Genomic DNA, 14,550 nt, shown 5'->3' with positions numbered 1-14,550 from the left:
GTGTTCTCCTTGTTTTTATTTGCCGAACAGTTGCTTGCGAATCTCTTTCAGGGCGCTCCGCAGGCTGGCTTCGTCTTTGATCGTCGCCAAAGTTCGTTTATCGTCGGGCTTGACCCCGTGCGCCATCGCGTTGCGCAGATGGGTCAGCCGCCGGAAAGACTCGTTATCGTCTTTGGCTCGGCAGCGGGCCGAATCCCGTGTGTCGAAATCGTTCGTGTCGCCCTTTTGCTCCCGCACCTTTTGAGAAATGAAGGCTTCCTGAAGGTAAATCGCTGTCCGCAGATAATCCCCGCGCGCGAGGCTGGCATCGGCCAGCTCGGATTCCCAGGCATCCCGGTTCGGCGGACGGAACCAGCGAATGCGCTCCGACAGTTCGGGCCGGAACAAACCGCCGATGGCCGTATTCAGGGTTTCGATACCGGCAAACACGCCGGACAAGACCGGGCGGGCCCGGGCCGGATTGGTGGTTCGCTCGAAAAACGCGGCCTTGCCGAGTTGTTCCGCTTGATTCCCGGGAAAACCTTCCTGCCGCAAGAGGTCCGCGAATACCCCATAGTCGCCGTCCTTGTCATAAGCGGCAAGAGCCTGTATCCAGTCCATCAGGCGCAGGAGTCCTGTCAGTTTGAGCACCGGCGTTTCTCCTCCGGGCGGCGTCATTTCCAGCGCGCCGTAGTAAATCTCTTCGATGGCGTTGCCGTTTATCCGCTCCAGATAGCGCGCCGCGACCAGGGACAGCATGGGTAAATGACGGAAGCCGTGCGTCACGTCCAGGATGACCTGTTCGCCGCTTCCGATTTCGGTGGCCAGTATCCTGAGGATTTCGACCTGTTCTTCGAGCGTTTTGGCGTAGGGAATCAAGACCAGTTTGGCGGGGATGCCGAGACGTTGCTCGACCAATGGCGTCACGGCGTCCAATAACGCCGGGCCGACCGTTTCGTTTTGCACGGCTTCCATGAGTTTGATCCGCGCTTCCTCCAGGGCGTCGTCTTTCGCATGGTGTTCGATGAACACATCCCACATGCTCCCGGCGGTGCCGAGCACCACCATCCGATCCGGCCGGCTGAACTCCCGCAAAGCGAGACCGAAAAAAGGCACTTCGCGCACGAATTCGCCGTCGAACCGATAGCGGGCTTTCTTGTAGCCCGTTTGCGGATCGAGCCGGGATTTGCCGAGCGTGCTAACCAATACTTTCATCGTGGGGTTTCCTTGCGACAGGTTGAATGACGAATTCCTCCACCCGTGCCCCGCAGCGCCGCATGTCCTCGGACGAAAGTTCGCTGCCGCGCAGTTCGGGAGTAAGGTCCAGCGACAGGTGCAGATAGCGGCCGCCGCGGGAGCAGACTTCGGCGACCAGGTTCACCGGCAAGGTGCCTATGACCACATCGCCAGGCTGAATGTCGGTTATGTCCAAGTGGTCGATGAAGTGCGTGACCTCGATGCCTTTTTCGTGCGCCCAGGTCACCGCGCCGGGATGCCGAGTGATGAAATAGATAGTCATGTAATGTCCTCTGGAATCGAAACAAGCCGTAAATTTCAGCGCGTACTGTGCCACACGCCGCGTGCGGCTTCAGGGGTTGGCAAGCTTGTCGTCCGGGGGGCGAAAACAAGTGTAGTTCGGCCGAAAAGAATTTCCGGTCTCGTTACACATACAGCACCGGAAGCTCCCCGCCGTTCTCTTCCGGCAAGAGGCCGACGTCGTTCGAGTACCCGACATCGCTGACCTGGACGAATAAGCCGGGCTGCCATTCCTGCACATCCCCAAGCTGTACCCAGCGTTGCACGTCCCGCCGCGGCACCGAGACGGCATAGCGCTGCAATTTGCGCATCAGCCAGCGTTCCGGCCCCTCCTTGCGGAGTTTGCCCAGGAGCGCGTCCACGGTATCGTCGGAATCGTCCAGGCCGCGGTAGCGGACCACGACGGTCGCGCTGTCCTCGTCCCGGATCAGGCGGAACTTCTCGGCGGCGGTGCGGAAGTTGATGGCGAGGGAACGGCCGTCCACTTTCAGCAGTTCGCCGATGCCGTGTTGGTCGAGTCGGCAGGCGTAATAGAACTGCTCGAAATAGCGGGCGAACAGGGCGCGGTCCAAGGGATCGGCAACCTCTCCGTGGAGCACGGCACGGCTGGCGTCTTCGGCTTTGCGCAAGTGGCCGGGCGGGGCCGCTTTGGGAGGCATGAAAACGACCACTTCGCCCTGTTCCAGCCGTCCTTCCCGATTGCATCGGCCGGCCGCCTGGGCGATGGAGTCGAGTCCGGCGAGCGCTCGATAAACCACGGGAAAATCCAGATCGACCCCGGCTTCCACCAGTTGCGTACTGATGACCCGCACGGATTCTCCGGCCTTGAGCCGTTCCTTGATCAGCCGGATCACATCCGAACGGTGCGCGCCGCACATTAGGGCCGAAAGATGGAGCGTGCCTTCGGGCATGAACTTGAAAAGCTCGCGGGCATCCTTCCGGCGGTTGACGATGCACAGGACGCTGTCGCGTTCTTGCAGTTCGCCGGCCAGCGACTCCCATGTCAGCGGAGTGTTCCAGTCCGCCGGAAGACGGACATCGATTCGCTTGAGCGTTTGGTAAAGATCGTCCGGATCGCGGACGAAGGGGCCGTCCTTCATCAGTTCGCGCACATTGTCCAAGCCACGCAAGTTCTGGCCGGGGTCAAAGTACTCGCGGGTGGACAAAGCCGGTTGCGTGGCGGTGGACAGCACGACGCTAACGCCATAGTGGCGGGCGAGAAGATTGAGAACGTCGAGGATGGGTTGCAGAAATTCCGGCGGCAACAGTTGCGCTTCGTCCAGCACCACCACGCTGTCGACGATGTTGTGCAGCTTGCGGCAACGGGAAGTCCGGGCGGAGAACAGGGATTCGAAGAACTGGACGTTGGTGGTGACGACGACGGGCGCGTCCCAGTTCTCACAAGCCAGCCGGCTTTTCAGGGTTTCTTCGCTCGCGTCCGCGTCGGCGTTGCTGTGGTGTTCGACGACCGGATCGGGGTCGAGATCCCTGAACACTCGGCGGAATATGTCGGAGGTTTGCTCGATGATGCTGGTATAGGGAATGACGTAGATGACGCGGCGCTTGCCGTGGCGTTTGGCATGTTCCAGGGCGAACGCCATGCTCGACAGGGTCTTGCCGCCGCCGGTGGGGACGGTGAGGGAGAACAGGCCGGGCGATTCGGCGGCGCGTTCCCGGCACTGGCGCTGAATGTCTGCTCGCAGTCGATTGACGGGCGTCAGCGGGCCTTTCTCGGCCAACCGGTCGGCCATTTCTTTCATATAAAGATCGAAGCATTCCAGAAGCGCCGGAATCTCCGGATAGCCGCCGCGCCGCTCGGCCTTGCCGTCGTCCATGAAAGCTTCGGTGTCGAGAAAATCGGCGTCCACCAGACAGGAAAACAGCATCCGTATCCACAGGGCGAAGCCGTCCTTGAGACCGGGCACGCGGCGCAGATCAGGCCGGAAAGCATCGCCGGCCGCGAGAATTTCAGGGGGATGGATGGCGTTGACGGCTTCTTGCAGTTCTTGGCGGGCGTCTTCGCCGTTTAGCCGCGATTCGAGTCCGCCGTGCCAGTCGTACAGCCCGGCATGATGTCCCGCAATCAGGTAAGCCAGAACCCGTCCCGCTTCCTCGAACCGATCGCAAGCCAGCAAGGCGCCCGCCGTGGAATGGGGCGCCTTGCCGGGCTTGCCTTCGATGTGGGCGTCGGAATCGTAGCCGCTGGACCGGCGGATGTAGCGCTGAAACCGCTCCCGGTATTTCCCGAGATCGTGCCAAATACCCGCCAGATAAGCCCAATCGCTGCTTCCGAATGTTTCCGCGAATTCGCGGGCGCGTTCGGCGACGCCGAGGAGATGTTCGGCAAGGTCATGGGTGATGAATTCACCGGTTTCGGCTTGGCGGACGTGGGCGATCGGATTTGTCATGGCTCGGATACCTTTTTAGCCATCAGCTTAGTCCATCGATCCCGCTGAGCCTGATGCCCCGGCGGATATACGTCGGAATGTCGTAGTTGACGCGCGCGGGGGCATCCGGCGTTTGACCGGACGACGGCCGAGGTTTTAAAGGGCAGGCGGGACGGTCGACGGGGGTGCTTGCAAGAATCCGCGCGTTACGGCATTTCAGGATCGAAAAGAAGACGTTGAACATGATCGTATCTCCGATGGATGTCACGACGGAGATACTCTATGACAGGTAGTCGCTCAGGGCGTGAGCCATTGAATCGGTCGGTAAAATTTTTTATTCGTAGCGGACCGCCATCGCCCGAGTCGTTTCTTGCAGTTTTTTCCGAAGCGATTCGGGCGCAATCACTTCGACCTCGGCGCCGTGTTTGAGGATGTCCATGACCAGTTCGCGGTCGTCGGAGTAGGGGATTTCGAGCAGGTAATCGCCGTTCGGCTCGAAGTGGCTTTTTTGCTCGGGATGCCAGATTTCGCGGCTGACCCAGCGCGCGCGCTCGGGCGTGAAGCGCAACTCGGCCCAGCGGATTTCGGCGCCCGAGAAAATGCCGTAACCGGAAGCCAGTTCCCGATCCAATTCTTCGTCCGGGATGTCTGCCGCGGGTTCGTTCAGCGTCGATGCGGAGCGGAGCGCATCGACGGCAAAGCTTCGGAGGGCTTCGCGGAGGTGGCACCAGGCGTCCAAATACCAGTTTTCGCGGTAGTGGATCAGGCGCTGCGGCGATACGGTGCGCTCGGAGGTTTCGTCGGTACCTCGGTTGTAATGGACGATCCGAAGACGGCGGCGTTCGAGCAGGGCGGTCGCGACCACTTCGAAATGCTGAAGATCGACCGTTCGCCGTGCGACGTGGAACACCCGGACGCGCTTTTCCACTTCCTGCCATTCATGGTCGCCGGTGCCGAGGAGAGCGTTGAGTCGGGCGACTAGCGGCTGAATATGCGGTTCGAGCAGCCCCGGCTGAAGGTCCGCGAGCAGTTGTCGCATGGTGAGGAGGGCGTGGATTTCCGAGGCGTTGAACCAAAGCCCCGGCAGTTCGTACGCCGCCTCGCCGGCGCGCGGCTGAAAGCGGTAGCCTCGGGTTTTCCGGTCCCAGACGATCGGCGCGTTGAACCGGTTGCGCATATATTCGATGTCGCGCTTGAAAGTGGCCGCCGATATGCCCAATTCTTCAAGGAACGCCTTTTGAGATACGTTTTGCCGATCGCGGATCAATTGGTCGATTTTGTAGAAGCGTTCGGTGCGGTCCATGTTCTTTTTCTCGGAGTAGGGTTTCGCACGAACGGAATCTTAGCTCATGAGGAATCCGAATTTGCGCGACTGTTTCACGCAGGGCGCGCGAGTCCCGACCTTGACATGAAATATTCGACGGCTATGATTGGCACTCGTTTTGGTCGAGTGCTAACAATGGAGGGTTCGGTCGATCGCTCCGTTAGCCCATAAATCATCAGACAGAACAGGAGAGTATGATGAAAATTCGTCCCTTGAGTGACCGTGTCATCGTGAAACGCCTCGAAGAGGAGCGTACTTCGCCGGGCGGAATCGTGATTCCGGATACGGCTGCGGAAAAACCGATGCGCGGTGAAATTCTTGCGGTGGGTAACGGCAAAACGCTGGACAACGGTCAAGTGCGCGCGCTGCAAGTCAAAGTGGGCGACAAGGTGCTGTTCGGCAAATATTCCGGCACCGAAGTGAAACTCGACGGCGAGGACATCCTTGTCATGCGCGAAGAAGACATCATGGCTGTGCTCGAAGACTGAGCGCGCCCGGAATTCAACATTAACCAACGAAGGTAAATCGTAATGGCAGCGAAAGACGTAAGATTCGGCGATGACGCGCGGACCCGCATGGTACGCGGGGTTAATATTCTGGCGCAGGCGGTGAAAGTGACCTTGGGTCCGAAGGGCCGCAACGTCGTGCTCGAAAAGAGCTTCGGCGCGCCCACCGTCACCAAGGACGGCGTGTCCGTGGCGAAAGACATCGAACTCTCCGATAAATTCGAGAACATGGGCGCGCAGATGGTGAAGGAAGTCGCGTCCCAGACCTCCGATGTCGCGGGCGACGGCACCACCACCGCCACCGTTCTGGCTCAATCCATTCTGGTCGAAGGCTTGAAAGCCGTTGCCGCCGGCATGAACCCGATGGATCTGAAGCGCGGCATCGACAAGGCGACCGCCGCCGCGGTGGAAGCCATCCACGCCATGGCCGTGCCCTGCGCCGACAGCAATGCGATCGCCCAGGTCGGCACCATTTCCGCCAATTCGGACGAGAGCATCGGCAAGATCATTGCCGAAGCCATGGATAAGGTGGGCAAGGAAGGCGTCATCACCGTGGAAGACGGCTCGGGCCTGGAAAACAGCCTCGACGTGGTCGAAGGCATGCAGTTCGACCGCGGCTACCTGTCGCCGTACTTCATCAATAACCAGCAGAGCATGGGCGCCGAGCTGGAAAACCCGCTGATCCTCATCTGCGAGAAAAAGATCTCCAACATCCGCGACATGTTGCCGGTGCTCGAGGGCGTGGCCAAATCCGGCCGCCCGCTGCTGATCATCGCCGAGGACGTCGAAGGCGAAGCCCTGGCCACCCTGGTGGTCAACAACATGCGCGGCATCATCAAGGTCTGCGCCGTTAAGGCGCCGGGCTTCGGCGACCGCCGCAAAGCCATGCTGGAAGACATCGCCATCCTGACCGGCGGCATCGTGATTTCCGAAGACGTGGGCCTGAGCCTCGAAAAGGCCAGCCTGAACGATCTCGGCAGCGCGAAGCGGGTTCAAATCAGCAAGGAAGAAACCACCATCATCGACGGCGCCGGCAGTTCGGACAAGATTCAGGGCCGCATCGCTCAGATCCGGAAACAGATCGACGAGACCACTTCGGATTACGACAAAGAGAAGCTGCAAGAGCGTCTGGCCAAGCTGGCCGGCGGTGTCGCGGTGATCAAGGTCGGCGCGGCCACCGAGGTCGAAATGAAGGAAAAGAAAGCTCGCGTGGAAGACGCGCTGCACGCGACCCGCGCCGCGGTCGAAGAAGGTATCGTGCCGGGCGGCGGTGTGGCCCTGATCCGCGCGCTGCAAAAGATCAAGGATCTAAAAGGCGCGAATCACGACCAGGACGTCGGCGTCGGCATCGCCCGCCGCGCGATGGAAGAGCCGCTGCGCCAGATCGTGGCCAATGCCGGCGACGAAGCTTCCGTCGTTCTGAACAAAGTGGCCGAAGGCTCGGGCAATTTCGGCTACAACGCCGCGACCGGCGAGTTCGGCGACATGGTTGCCATGGGCATCCTGGACCCGGCTAAAGTGACCCGCACCGCGCTTCAGAATGCGGCTTCCGTGGCCGGCCTCATGATCACCACCGAGGCGATGATCGCCGAAGAGCCGAAGGAAGAGGCTCCGATGCCGGGCGGCATGGGGGGCATGGGCGGCATGGGCGACATGATGTAATCGCCGTTCGGTCCCTTAAACGTAAAAAGCCCCATCTTCGGATGGGGCTTTTTTTATAGTGATGGAAGCTTGGTTATCGCTAATTCCGGAGTTTGCTCGGGCCGAGCGTCAAGCCGGTTGTAACGAATACCCTCGTAGCGCCAGAGCGAAATCGTGCAAGGCCTGGATGCGGGTTTCTTCGGCGCGCTTGCACCAGTCTCTTAGGGATTGAATGCGTGCTTCGTAGCTGATCGACGAATTGCTCCAGAGCTGTTTCAGTTCCTCCTTGAAGCGATAAACCGTGTCGAGCTTCTGGCTCAGATTCAGCGCTTGGTTAAGGGTGTGAGTAGTCGCTTCGTCTAGCTGGATGTCCTCCCGAACCAATAATTTTTTTACGCTGCGCAAGAGGCGGCGGTCGGCAGGATGTGCGCTTTTCCATTCGTGGTTCAGCACCGGCATGACCACGTTGCGGCCATATAAGGCCAGCACATGGACTCGGTTGCGCACCACGGCTTGCGCCGTCGCGAGATCGATCGGGTTTTTATTGGGCAGGATGCGGATTTTGGGAGCGACCCGGCGGACCTTTGCCAATCTCAAGAATTCCATCAGCCGGATATAGGCCCAGCCGATATCCAATTCCCACCAACGAGAGGATAGCCGTGCCGAAGAGGGATAGGCGTGGTGATTGTTGTGCAGTTCTTCGCCGCCGATCAGAAGGCCGATGGGGATGAGATTGGTCGCGGCATCGCGGGTTTCGAAGTTGCGGTAACCCCAGTAATGCCCTAGGCCGTTGACTACGCCGGCCGCCCAAAAGGGTATCCAGAGCATCTGCACCGCCCACACGGTGATGCCGAACAAGCCGAATAGCGCGATATCGGCGAGAAACATCAGGGCGACGCCCAGGCCCGGGTGCGGCGCGTAGAGCTTCCGCTCGATCCAGTCGTCCGGAGTGCCGTAGCCGTATTTTTCCAAGGTTTCCGGGTTGGCGGCTTCGATCCGGTAGAGCTCCGCACCTTCCCACAGCACTTTGTTTATGCCGAACACGCGCGGGCTATGAGGATCTTCCGGCGTTTCGCATTTGGCGTGGTGTTTCCGATGAATCGCGACCCAGGCCTTGGTGGTCATGCCGGTCGTCAGCCACAGCCAGAGCCGAAAAAAATGACTCACCGCGGGATGCAGCCCCAAGGCGCGATGGGCTTGATGGCGATGGAGAAAAATCGTGACGCTGGCGATGGTGACGTGGGTCAGGCCGAGCGTGATGGCGATCAGTCCCCACCAGGGAGCATCGAGTAAACCGTCGATCATTTTTTACTATCCAATGAGAGAAGAAGATAAAGGGTAGGTATCAACAAAGGTCATCATGGTCGTTAGAAACCGTCCATAGAGTCGCGCAAAGAAATCGATATGAAAAGAGCGGCCGGCATTGAGAAAGTTTCGATGATCCCGGTCCCGGCACCAAGAGGGCGAGGCCGAATGACGATCGAGTAAACCGTCGATCATCGGCTAGAAGCCGAACTGAAAGCCAAACCCGATACCGAAGCGAGGTCCTGCATCGTATTCGGAGAGCAATTTGATCTCCAGGGGACGTAACAGCGGAAACGCACGGTTCGTATTATCAGTTTTTGCCGCGCGCTCACCGATTATGCGGCCGGCAGCCACGATTCGCCGCCCCTGTTGATAGATGAGGGTATCTAAATAACCGGGGTACAGCAGAAAGAATCTGCCCAAGGCGGGCTCGTCGAGCTGCGGGTCGCCGCGTCTGTCGGTGGGATAGGTTAAAACTTCGACCAACGTGCCTTCCTGTAGATTCTCGGCGTCGAGAATAGTTCCGCCGACGAGAACGGTTTGGCCGATAAAGGCTTTGGGGTTGTTCAGGACGATGCCGGGAGAAAGATTCGGACTGACCTGATCCATGGTTTTTCGCGAAAGCACCGATCCGCATCCGCCGAGCTGGAGGATGGCCGCAAGCAGGGCGGCAATGCCGAGAAAACGAGCCCGGATTATGGCCGATCCGGATCGCCTGTCGTTATTCGAGCCCCCGATTCCGCCGACGTTGCGGTTCAGCCTCATGGATGCGGCGAACCCTACCAGTAAGGGTACCAGTAAGGGTAATAACCGGGCCAGCCGCGCCACCAGGGATCGTACCAATAAGGCGCCGGATAAGGATAATAGGTATAGGCCGGGCGGTTGGCCCAAAGGTGAATCTCGTTGCACCCGATCACCGGATAGGTGTAGTTGATTTGATCGAGGGGTTTGCTTTCTTTTCCTTCGACCTTGCCGGCGACCGTTACTTCGCGTCCTTTTGCATAAACCGCCGAATCCAGGAAACCTTGGCAGCGAATGAGGAACCGGCCGTCGGAGATATCGACGTCTTCGGGGCGATCCGAGCTATCCAGTGATTTTTGCAAGACTTCGACTTCGGTGAAGTTCGGCAGATTGTTGGTTCGGACGATGACGCCGCCCAGCATCACCATCCGGCCTTTGTAGGCGTCGGGACGGGCGCTGATTTCCGAAAAAGACGGCTGCCGTTCCGTCGACAGGCGAATGGATTTCGAAAACGGGCTGGTGGCGCATCCGGCTACGCCTAACAGAGTTGCCCATACTACCGCCCATCGGAGCAGGCGCGACCTGCCGGGCGGAACGGCGGAAATCAGGGTTTCGATCGGTGATGTGGCCATGATTATCATCCTCGCGGAAACCTTTCCTATGATGTTGGACAGGACTGTTTCCGACGAATTCGCATATTTCGCATATATGGCGAGCATCATAACCAATTCGCCGAGGCGCGATCGCCAAAATCTTTTCATCGATGCGCGAGAATAAAAACTTTGATTAAACGAAAAAAAGCTCTATAATTACCGCTCTTGACTTCAGGCGCGTAGCTCAGTTGGTTAGAGCACCACCTTGACATGGTGGGGGTCGTTGGTTCGAGTCCAATCGCGCCTACCAAATTCCAAAAAGCATCGCTGGTCGATGCTTTTTTTCGTTGAAGAGGTTTTGGCTGATGCCCGTGATAAGCCTGCCGGATGGTTCCGCCCGCACGTTCGATCGCCCTGTGACGCTCATGGAGGTGGCGCAGTCCGTTGGTCCCGGGCTGGCTAAGGCGGCGCTGGCCGGTCGGGTCGACGGGAAGCTGGTCGATTTGTCCTACGTCGTCGAAAACGATGCCTCGGTGGAGATCGTCACCGGTAAGGATGCGGGCGGGCTGGAGATTGTTCGTCATTCGACCGCGCATCTCCTGGCTCAGGCCGTCAAGTCGTTGTATCCGAGCGCTCAAGTGACGATCGGGCCGGTGGTGGAGAACGGGTTCTACTACGATTTCGCCTTCGAACGTCCGTTTACGCCGGAAGATCTCGAGGCGATCGAGAAAAAGATGGCGGAGTTGGCGGCCAAGGTCATTCCGGTCAAGCGGGAAGTGGTGCGCCGGGAAGACGCGATCCGGTTTTTCCGCGATCAAGGCGAGCAGTATAAGGCCGAAATCATCGAAGCCATACCTCCGGGCCAGGAGATTTCTCTCTACTCGCAAGGGGATTTTACGGATCTCTGTCGCGGCCCTCATGTGCCCGATACCGGGAAGCTCAGGGCGTTCAAGCTTATGAAGGTGGCGGGCGCCTATTGGCGCGGGGATTCCCGCAATGCCATGTTGCAGCGCATATACGGTACGGCTTGGACGGATAAAAAGGAATTGGATGCCTATCTGCGCCGCCTCGACGAAGCGGAAAAGCGCGACCACCGCAAGATCGGCAAGCTTCAGGACTTGTTCCATACCCAGGAAGAAGCTCCGGGAATGGTGTTCTGGCATCCTAACGGCTGGGCGCTCTACCAGCAGGTCGAGCAGTATATGCGGCGAGTGTTTCGCGAGAACGGTTACCAAGAAATCCGCTGTCCTCAAATTCTCGACGTAAGTCTTTGGAAGGCTTCGGGCCATTGGGATAACTTCCACGAGAATATGTTTTTTACCGCTTCGGAAAACAGGGAGTATGCGGTAAAACCCATGAATTGCCCTGGCCATATCCAGGTTTTCAAGCAGCATCTGCACAGCTATCGCGAATTGCCGATCCGGTTCGGCGAGTTCGGATCCTGCCACCGCAATGAGCCTTCCGGCACCTTGCACGGAATCATGCGCGTGCGCGGCTTCAACCAGGACGACGGCCATATTTTCTGTACCGAGGATCAGATTCAGGACGAAGTTGTCGCATTTATAAGCATCTTGCGTAAGGTTTATGCGGATTTCGGATTCACCGATATCCTGTACAAGCTGTCCACGCGCCCTGCCAAGCGGCTCGGCAGCGACGACATTTGGGACAAGGCCGAAGGCGCGTTGGCGGCGGCTTTGGCCATGCAAGGCATCGAATACCAATTGCAGCCGGGCGAAGGGGCTTTCTACGGACCCAAGATCGAATTTGCGCTGAAGGACGCTATCGGCCGGGTTTGGCAGTGCGGCACCATTCAGGTGGACTTCATGATGCCGGGGCGTCTCGGCGCCGAATATGTGGGCGAAGACAATGCCCGCCATACCCCGGTCATGCTGCATCGGGCCATCATCGGTTCGATGGAGCGTTTCATCGGCATTCTCATCGAACATTACGCCGGGTATTTCCCGCTCTGGCTGGCGCCGATCCAGGCCGTGGTGCTCAATATTACCGGAAATCAAGCCGAATATGCGGGCGATTTGGCTGCGGAGCTTATAAAACAAGGCTTTCGGGTAAAGACCGACTTGAGAAATGAGAAGATCGGCTTTAAAATTCGCGAGCATACCATGCAGCGCGCGCCTTATTTGTTGATCGTCGGCGATAAGGAATTGGATTCCGGCACCGTTTCTGTGCGTACGCAGAAAGGCCAGGATCTAGGGAGCTTCAGCTTGCCGGACTTGATTCGCAAGCTTGCCGGCGAAGTGGCGAATCGCGCTGTTTTTCAATAATTGCCTTTGGAGGAATAGGATATCACTGCTGAAAGAAAAGAGCCGCGCCTGAACGAGGAGATTACGGCGCCCAGCGTCAGGCTAATCGGACCTGATGGCAATCAAATAGGGGTCGTTTCGACCAGGGAAGCCAGGCAAATCGCTTATGATGCGAGTTTGGACTTGGTCGAGATATCGCCTGCAGCCGACCCGCCGGTTTGTCGGGTGATGGATTACGGAAAATTCCGTTTCGAGCAGAATAAAAAGCTGCAAGCGGCCAAGAAAAAACAAAAGCAGATTCAGGTCAAGGAAGTCAAGTTCCGGCCGGGGACGGACGAGGGCGATTATCAGGTCAAGCTGCGCAGTCTTGTTCGCTTTTTGTCGGAAGGGGACAAGGCTAAGGTTACTGTTCGGTTTCGCGGGCGAGAATTAAGCCATCGCGAATTGGGCATGGATCTTCTGAAGCGGATCGAGACGGATCTCGTGGAGCACGCGGTCGTAGAGCAGTTCCCGAAAATGGAGGGCAAGCAGTTGAGCATGACGCTTGCGCCCAAAAAGAAAAAATCTTGAGTTAATTTGGAGATTCAGATGCCTAAGATGAAGACCAATCGCGGCGCGGCGAAACGTTTCAAGCGTACTGCGTCCGGCGGTTTCAAGTGCAATCATTCGCACCGCCGTCACATCCTGACCAAGAAGAGTACCAAGAGAAAACGCCAGTTGCGCAATCCCGCCGCCTTGCATCCTTCGGACGTGCGGAGCGCGATTCGCTTGTTGCCTTATAGCTGATTTTATATTGCCCATCGAGAGAGAAGCCCATGCCTAGAGTAAAACGAGGCGTCACTGCGAGAGCCCGGCACAAAAAGGTTCTCAAGCAAGCAAAAGGTTATTACGGCGCTCGTAGCCGGGTCTATCGCATTGCCAAGCAGGCGGTGATCAAAGCCGGTCAATACGCTTACCGCGACCGCAGGCAGAGAAAGCGTCAATTCCGCGCGCTTTGGATCGTGAGAATCAACGCTGCGGCGCGCGAGTTCGGACTTTCCTATAGCCGCTTCATGGATGGCCTGAAAAAGGCGTCCGTCGAAATCGACCGTAAAGTTCTGGCAGATTTGGCCGTTCGCGACAAAGAAGCGTTCGCCGAATTGGCCAAGATCGCCCAGGGTTAGCCCGCGTCCGGTCTTCACGGGAAAGACTCTTTGCGGAGTTTTTCCCGTTCTTCATTTCAAAACCGTTGTCCAAGCGAGCAAGGCTGTGAGCACACCCCTTGAAGAGCTTCTCGTGCAGGCCCAGAATCAGGTGGCCGAGGCCGATACGCTCGGTAAACTCGATCAAGTACGGGTCCATTATCTCGGGAAGAAAGGCATCTTTACCGAGCGCATGAAAGAACTCGGCACGCTGCCGCCCGAGCAACGGCGGGAGGCGGGGGGCTGGATCAATCGGGCCAAAGATCGGTTCGTGGCCGATTTGGAGGCTCGGAAGAGCGTTCTGGAAGCGATCGAGCTGGAAGAACGTCTCAAGCAGGAAACCATCGACATTACCTTGCCGGGGCGCGGACAGCGTACCGGAGGACTTCATCCGGTCACCTTGACGTTGCGGCGTATCGGCCAACTCTTCAAGAACGTCGGCTTCGACATCGTCGAAGGCCCCGAAGTGGAGGACGATTACCACAACTTCGAGGCCCTGAACATACCCGCCCATCATCCTGCGCGGGCGATGCACGACACTTTTTATTTCGATGAGCACACCCTTCTGCGCACCCATACGTCGCCGGTGCAGGTGCGGATCATGGAAACCCAGAGTCCGCCGCTGAGGGTCATCGCGCCGGGCCGGGTTTATCGCTGCGATTCCGACTTGACCCATACCCCGATGTTCCATCAGGTGGAAGGATTCGTTGTCGATCGGGACGTCAGCTTTGCCGACCTCAAGGGCATTCTCTACGAATTCCTGACCTTGTTCTTCGAAAAGGACGTGCAGGTCCGGTTCCGTCCGTCGTATTTTCCGTTTACCGAGCCGTCTGCCGAAGTCGATATCGAATGCGTCATTTGCGGGGGCGGGGGTTGCCGCGTCTGCAAGCAGACCGGGTGGCTGGAGGTGATGGGCTGCGGCATGATCCACCCGCGGGTGTTCGAGTTCGTCAAGATCGATCCGGAGCGCTATACCGGTTTCGCCTTCGGCTTGGGCGTGGAGCGCCTGGCCATGCTGCGCTACGGCATCAACGACCTCAGGCTGTTCTTCGAGAACGACCTGAGGTTTCTCTCGCAATTCGCGGCATTTTAAGAA

General features: G+C 58.3%; 14 protein-coding genes and 1 tRNA gene. 8 read left to right on the top strand and 7 right to left on the bottom strand.

The window, feature by feature from the left end:
* Window positions 1-15: 15 nt before the first annotated feature.
* The 4 genes from csx2 to ACWJKU_RS11735 all read right to left on the bottom strand — a co-directional run bounded on the left by csx2 (window position 16) and on the right by ACWJKU_RS11735 (window position 5,205).
* Window positions 16-1,194, bottom strand: coding sequence for a TIGR02221 family CRISPR-associated protein (gene csx2 / locus ACWJKU_RS11750; RefSeq protein ID WP_454142488.1), 1,179 nt, complete (start codon window positions 1,192-1,194; stop codon window positions 16-18).
* Complete coding sequence (csx16, locus tag ACWJKU_RS11745) at window positions 1,178-1,498, bottom strand: CRISPR-associated protein Csx16 (protein WP_454142487.1); 321 nt, start codon at window positions 1,496-1,498, stop codon at window positions 1,178-1,180. The genes csx2 and csx16 overlap by 17 nt, the downstream gene beginning before the upstream one ends.
* A gap of 142 nt (window positions 1,499-1,640) precedes the next feature.
* Window positions 1,641-3,923, bottom strand: a complete 2,283-nt coding sequence (cas3, locus tag ACWJKU_RS11740; RefSeq protein ID WP_454142486.1) for a CRISPR-associated helicase Cas3' — start codon at window positions 3,921-3,923, stop codon at window positions 1,641-1,643.
* A gap of 313 nt (window positions 3,924-4,236) precedes the next feature.
* Entirely contained in the window at window positions 4,237-5,205 is a 969-nt protein-coding gene (locus ACWJKU_RS11735) for a helix-turn-helix transcriptional regulator (protein ID WP_454142485.1), read from the bottom strand.
* Window positions 5,206-5,423: 218 nt separating this feature from the next.
* Between ACWJKU_RS11735 and groES the strand changes: the two genes are divergently transcribed.
* Together groES and groL are read left to right on the top strand one after the other, a co-directional pair.
* Window positions 5,424-5,714: a co-chaperone GroES gene (gene groES / locus ACWJKU_RS11730; RefSeq protein WP_454148122.1), complete on the top strand. Its 291-nt coding sequence runs from the start codon at window positions 5,424-5,426 to the stop codon at window positions 5,712-5,714.
* A gap of 42 nt (window positions 5,715-5,756) precedes the next feature.
* A complete protein-coding gene (gene groL / locus ACWJKU_RS11725; RefSeq protein WP_454142484.1) occupies window positions 5,757-7,394 on the top strand; it encodes a chaperonin GroEL in 1,638 nt (545 codons plus the stop codon).
* A 108-nt stretch (window positions 7,395-7,502) separates the two neighbouring features.
* On the opposite strand, the gene ACWJKU_RS11720 is transcribed toward groL, so the two are convergent.
* The 3 genes from ACWJKU_RS11720 to ACWJKU_RS11710 all read right to left on the bottom strand — a co-directional run bounded on the left by ACWJKU_RS11720 (window position 7,503) and on the right by ACWJKU_RS11710 (window position 10,051).
* Window positions 7,503-8,678, bottom strand: coding sequence for a DesA family fatty acid desaturase (locus ACWJKU_RS11720; protein WP_454142483.1), 1,176 nt, complete (start codon window positions 8,676-8,678; stop codon window positions 7,503-7,505).
* Between the two features lie 198 nt (window positions 8,679-8,876).
* On the bottom strand, window positions 8,877-9,506 hold the full coding sequence (locus tag ACWJKU_RS11715) for a Slp family lipoprotein (RefSeq protein WP_454142482.1): 630 nt from the start codon (window positions 9,504-9,506) through the stop codon (window positions 8,877-8,879).
* Window positions 9,458-10,051 (bottom strand): Slp family lipoprotein, encoded by a 594-nt coding sequence (locus ACWJKU_RS11710; protein WP_454142481.1) that lies wholly within the window; start codon window positions 10,049-10,051, stop codon window positions 9,458-9,460. The genes ACWJKU_RS11715 and ACWJKU_RS11710 overlap by 49 nt, the downstream gene beginning before the upstream one ends.
* A gap of 194 nt (window positions 10,052-10,245) precedes the next feature.
* Between ACWJKU_RS11710 and ACWJKU_RS11705 the strand changes: the two genes are divergently transcribed.
* The 6 genes from ACWJKU_RS11705 (at window position 10,246) to pheS (ending at window position 14,547) form a co-directional block, all read left to right on the top strand.
* Window positions 10,246-10,322: transfer RNA gene (locus ACWJKU_RS11705), tRNA-Val, on the top strand.
* Window positions 10,323-10,377: 55 nt separating this feature from the next.
* A complete protein-coding gene (gene thrS, locus ACWJKU_RS11700) occupies window positions 10,378-12,294 on the top strand; it encodes a threonine--tRNA ligase (protein ID WP_454142480.1) in 1,917 nt (638 codons plus the stop codon).
* A 21-nt stretch (window positions 12,295-12,315) separates the two neighbouring features.
* A complete protein-coding gene (gene infC, locus ACWJKU_RS11695; RefSeq protein WP_454148120.1) occupies window positions 12,316-12,843 on the top strand; it encodes a translation initiation factor IF-3 in 528 nt (175 codons plus the stop codon).
* Between the two features lie 18 nt (window positions 12,844-12,861).
* Entirely contained in the window at window positions 12,862-13,059 is a 198-nt protein-coding gene (rpmI, locus tag ACWJKU_RS11690; protein WP_454142479.1) for a 50S ribosomal protein L35, read from the top strand.
* A 29-nt stretch (window positions 13,060-13,088) separates the two neighbouring features.
* The gene (gene rplT, locus ACWJKU_RS11685) at window positions 13,089-13,436 is read left to right on the top strand and encodes a 50S ribosomal protein L20 (protein ID WP_454142478.1); all 348 of its coding nucleotides are present in this window, start codon (window positions 13,089-13,091) and stop codon (window positions 13,434-13,436) included.
* 85 nt (window positions 13,437-13,521) lie between these two features.
* Window positions 13,522-14,547 carry a phenylalanine--tRNA ligase subunit alpha gene (pheS, locus tag ACWJKU_RS11680; protein WP_454142477.1) on the top strand — a complete coding sequence of 342 codons (1,026 nt, stop codon included), beginning with the start codon at window positions 13,522-13,524 and terminating at the stop codon, window positions 14,545-14,547.
* The last annotated feature ends 3 nt before the right edge of the window (window positions 14,548-14,550 follow it).

This window comes from Methylocaldum sp. MU1018, assembly GCF_053646775.1.
This window is presented reverse-complemented; position numbering and strand designations above follow the sequence as displayed.

Bases quoted from the DNA above. Each gene is read 5' to 3' on its own strand.
- csx2 (WP_454142488.1), bottom strand. From the start codon at position 1,194: ATGAAAGTATTGGTTAGCACGCTCGGCAAATCCCGGCTCGATCCGCAA.
- csx16 (WP_454142487.1), bottom strand. From the start codon at position 1,498: ATGACTATCTATTTCATCACTCGGCATCCCGGCGCGGTGACCTGGGCG.
- cas3 (WP_454142486.1), bottom strand. From the start codon at position 3,923: ATGACAAATCCGATCGCCCACGTCCGCCAAGCCGAAACCGGTGAATTC.
- ACWJKU_RS11735 (WP_454142485.1), bottom strand. From the start codon at position 5,205: ATGGACCGCACCGAACGCTTCTACAAAATCGACCAATTGATCCGCGAT.
- groES (WP_454148122.1), top strand. From the start codon at position 5,424: ATGAAAATTCGTCCCTTGAGTGACCGTGTCATCGTGAAACGCCTCGAA.
- groL (WP_454142484.1), top strand. From the start codon at position 5,757: ATGGCAGCGAAAGACGTAAGATTCGGCGATGACGCGCGGACCCGCATG.
- ACWJKU_RS11720 (WP_454142483.1), bottom strand. From the start codon at position 8,678: ATGATCGACGGTTTACTCGATGCTCCCTGGTGGGGACTGATCGCCATC.
- ACWJKU_RS11710 (WP_454142481.1), bottom strand. From the start codon at position 10,051: ATGGCCACATCACCGATCGAAACCCTGATTTCCGCCGTTCCGCCCGGC.
- thrS (WP_454142480.1), top strand. From the start codon at position 10,378: ATGCCCGTGATAAGCCTGCCGGATGGTTCCGCCCGCACGTTCGATCGC.
- rpmI (WP_454142479.1), top strand. From the start codon at position 12,862: ATGCCTAAGATGAAGACCAATCGCGGCGCGGCGAAACGTTTCAAGCGT.
- rplT (WP_454142478.1), top strand. From the start codon at position 13,089: ATGCCTAGAGTAAAACGAGGCGTCACTGCGAGAGCCCGGCACAAAAAG.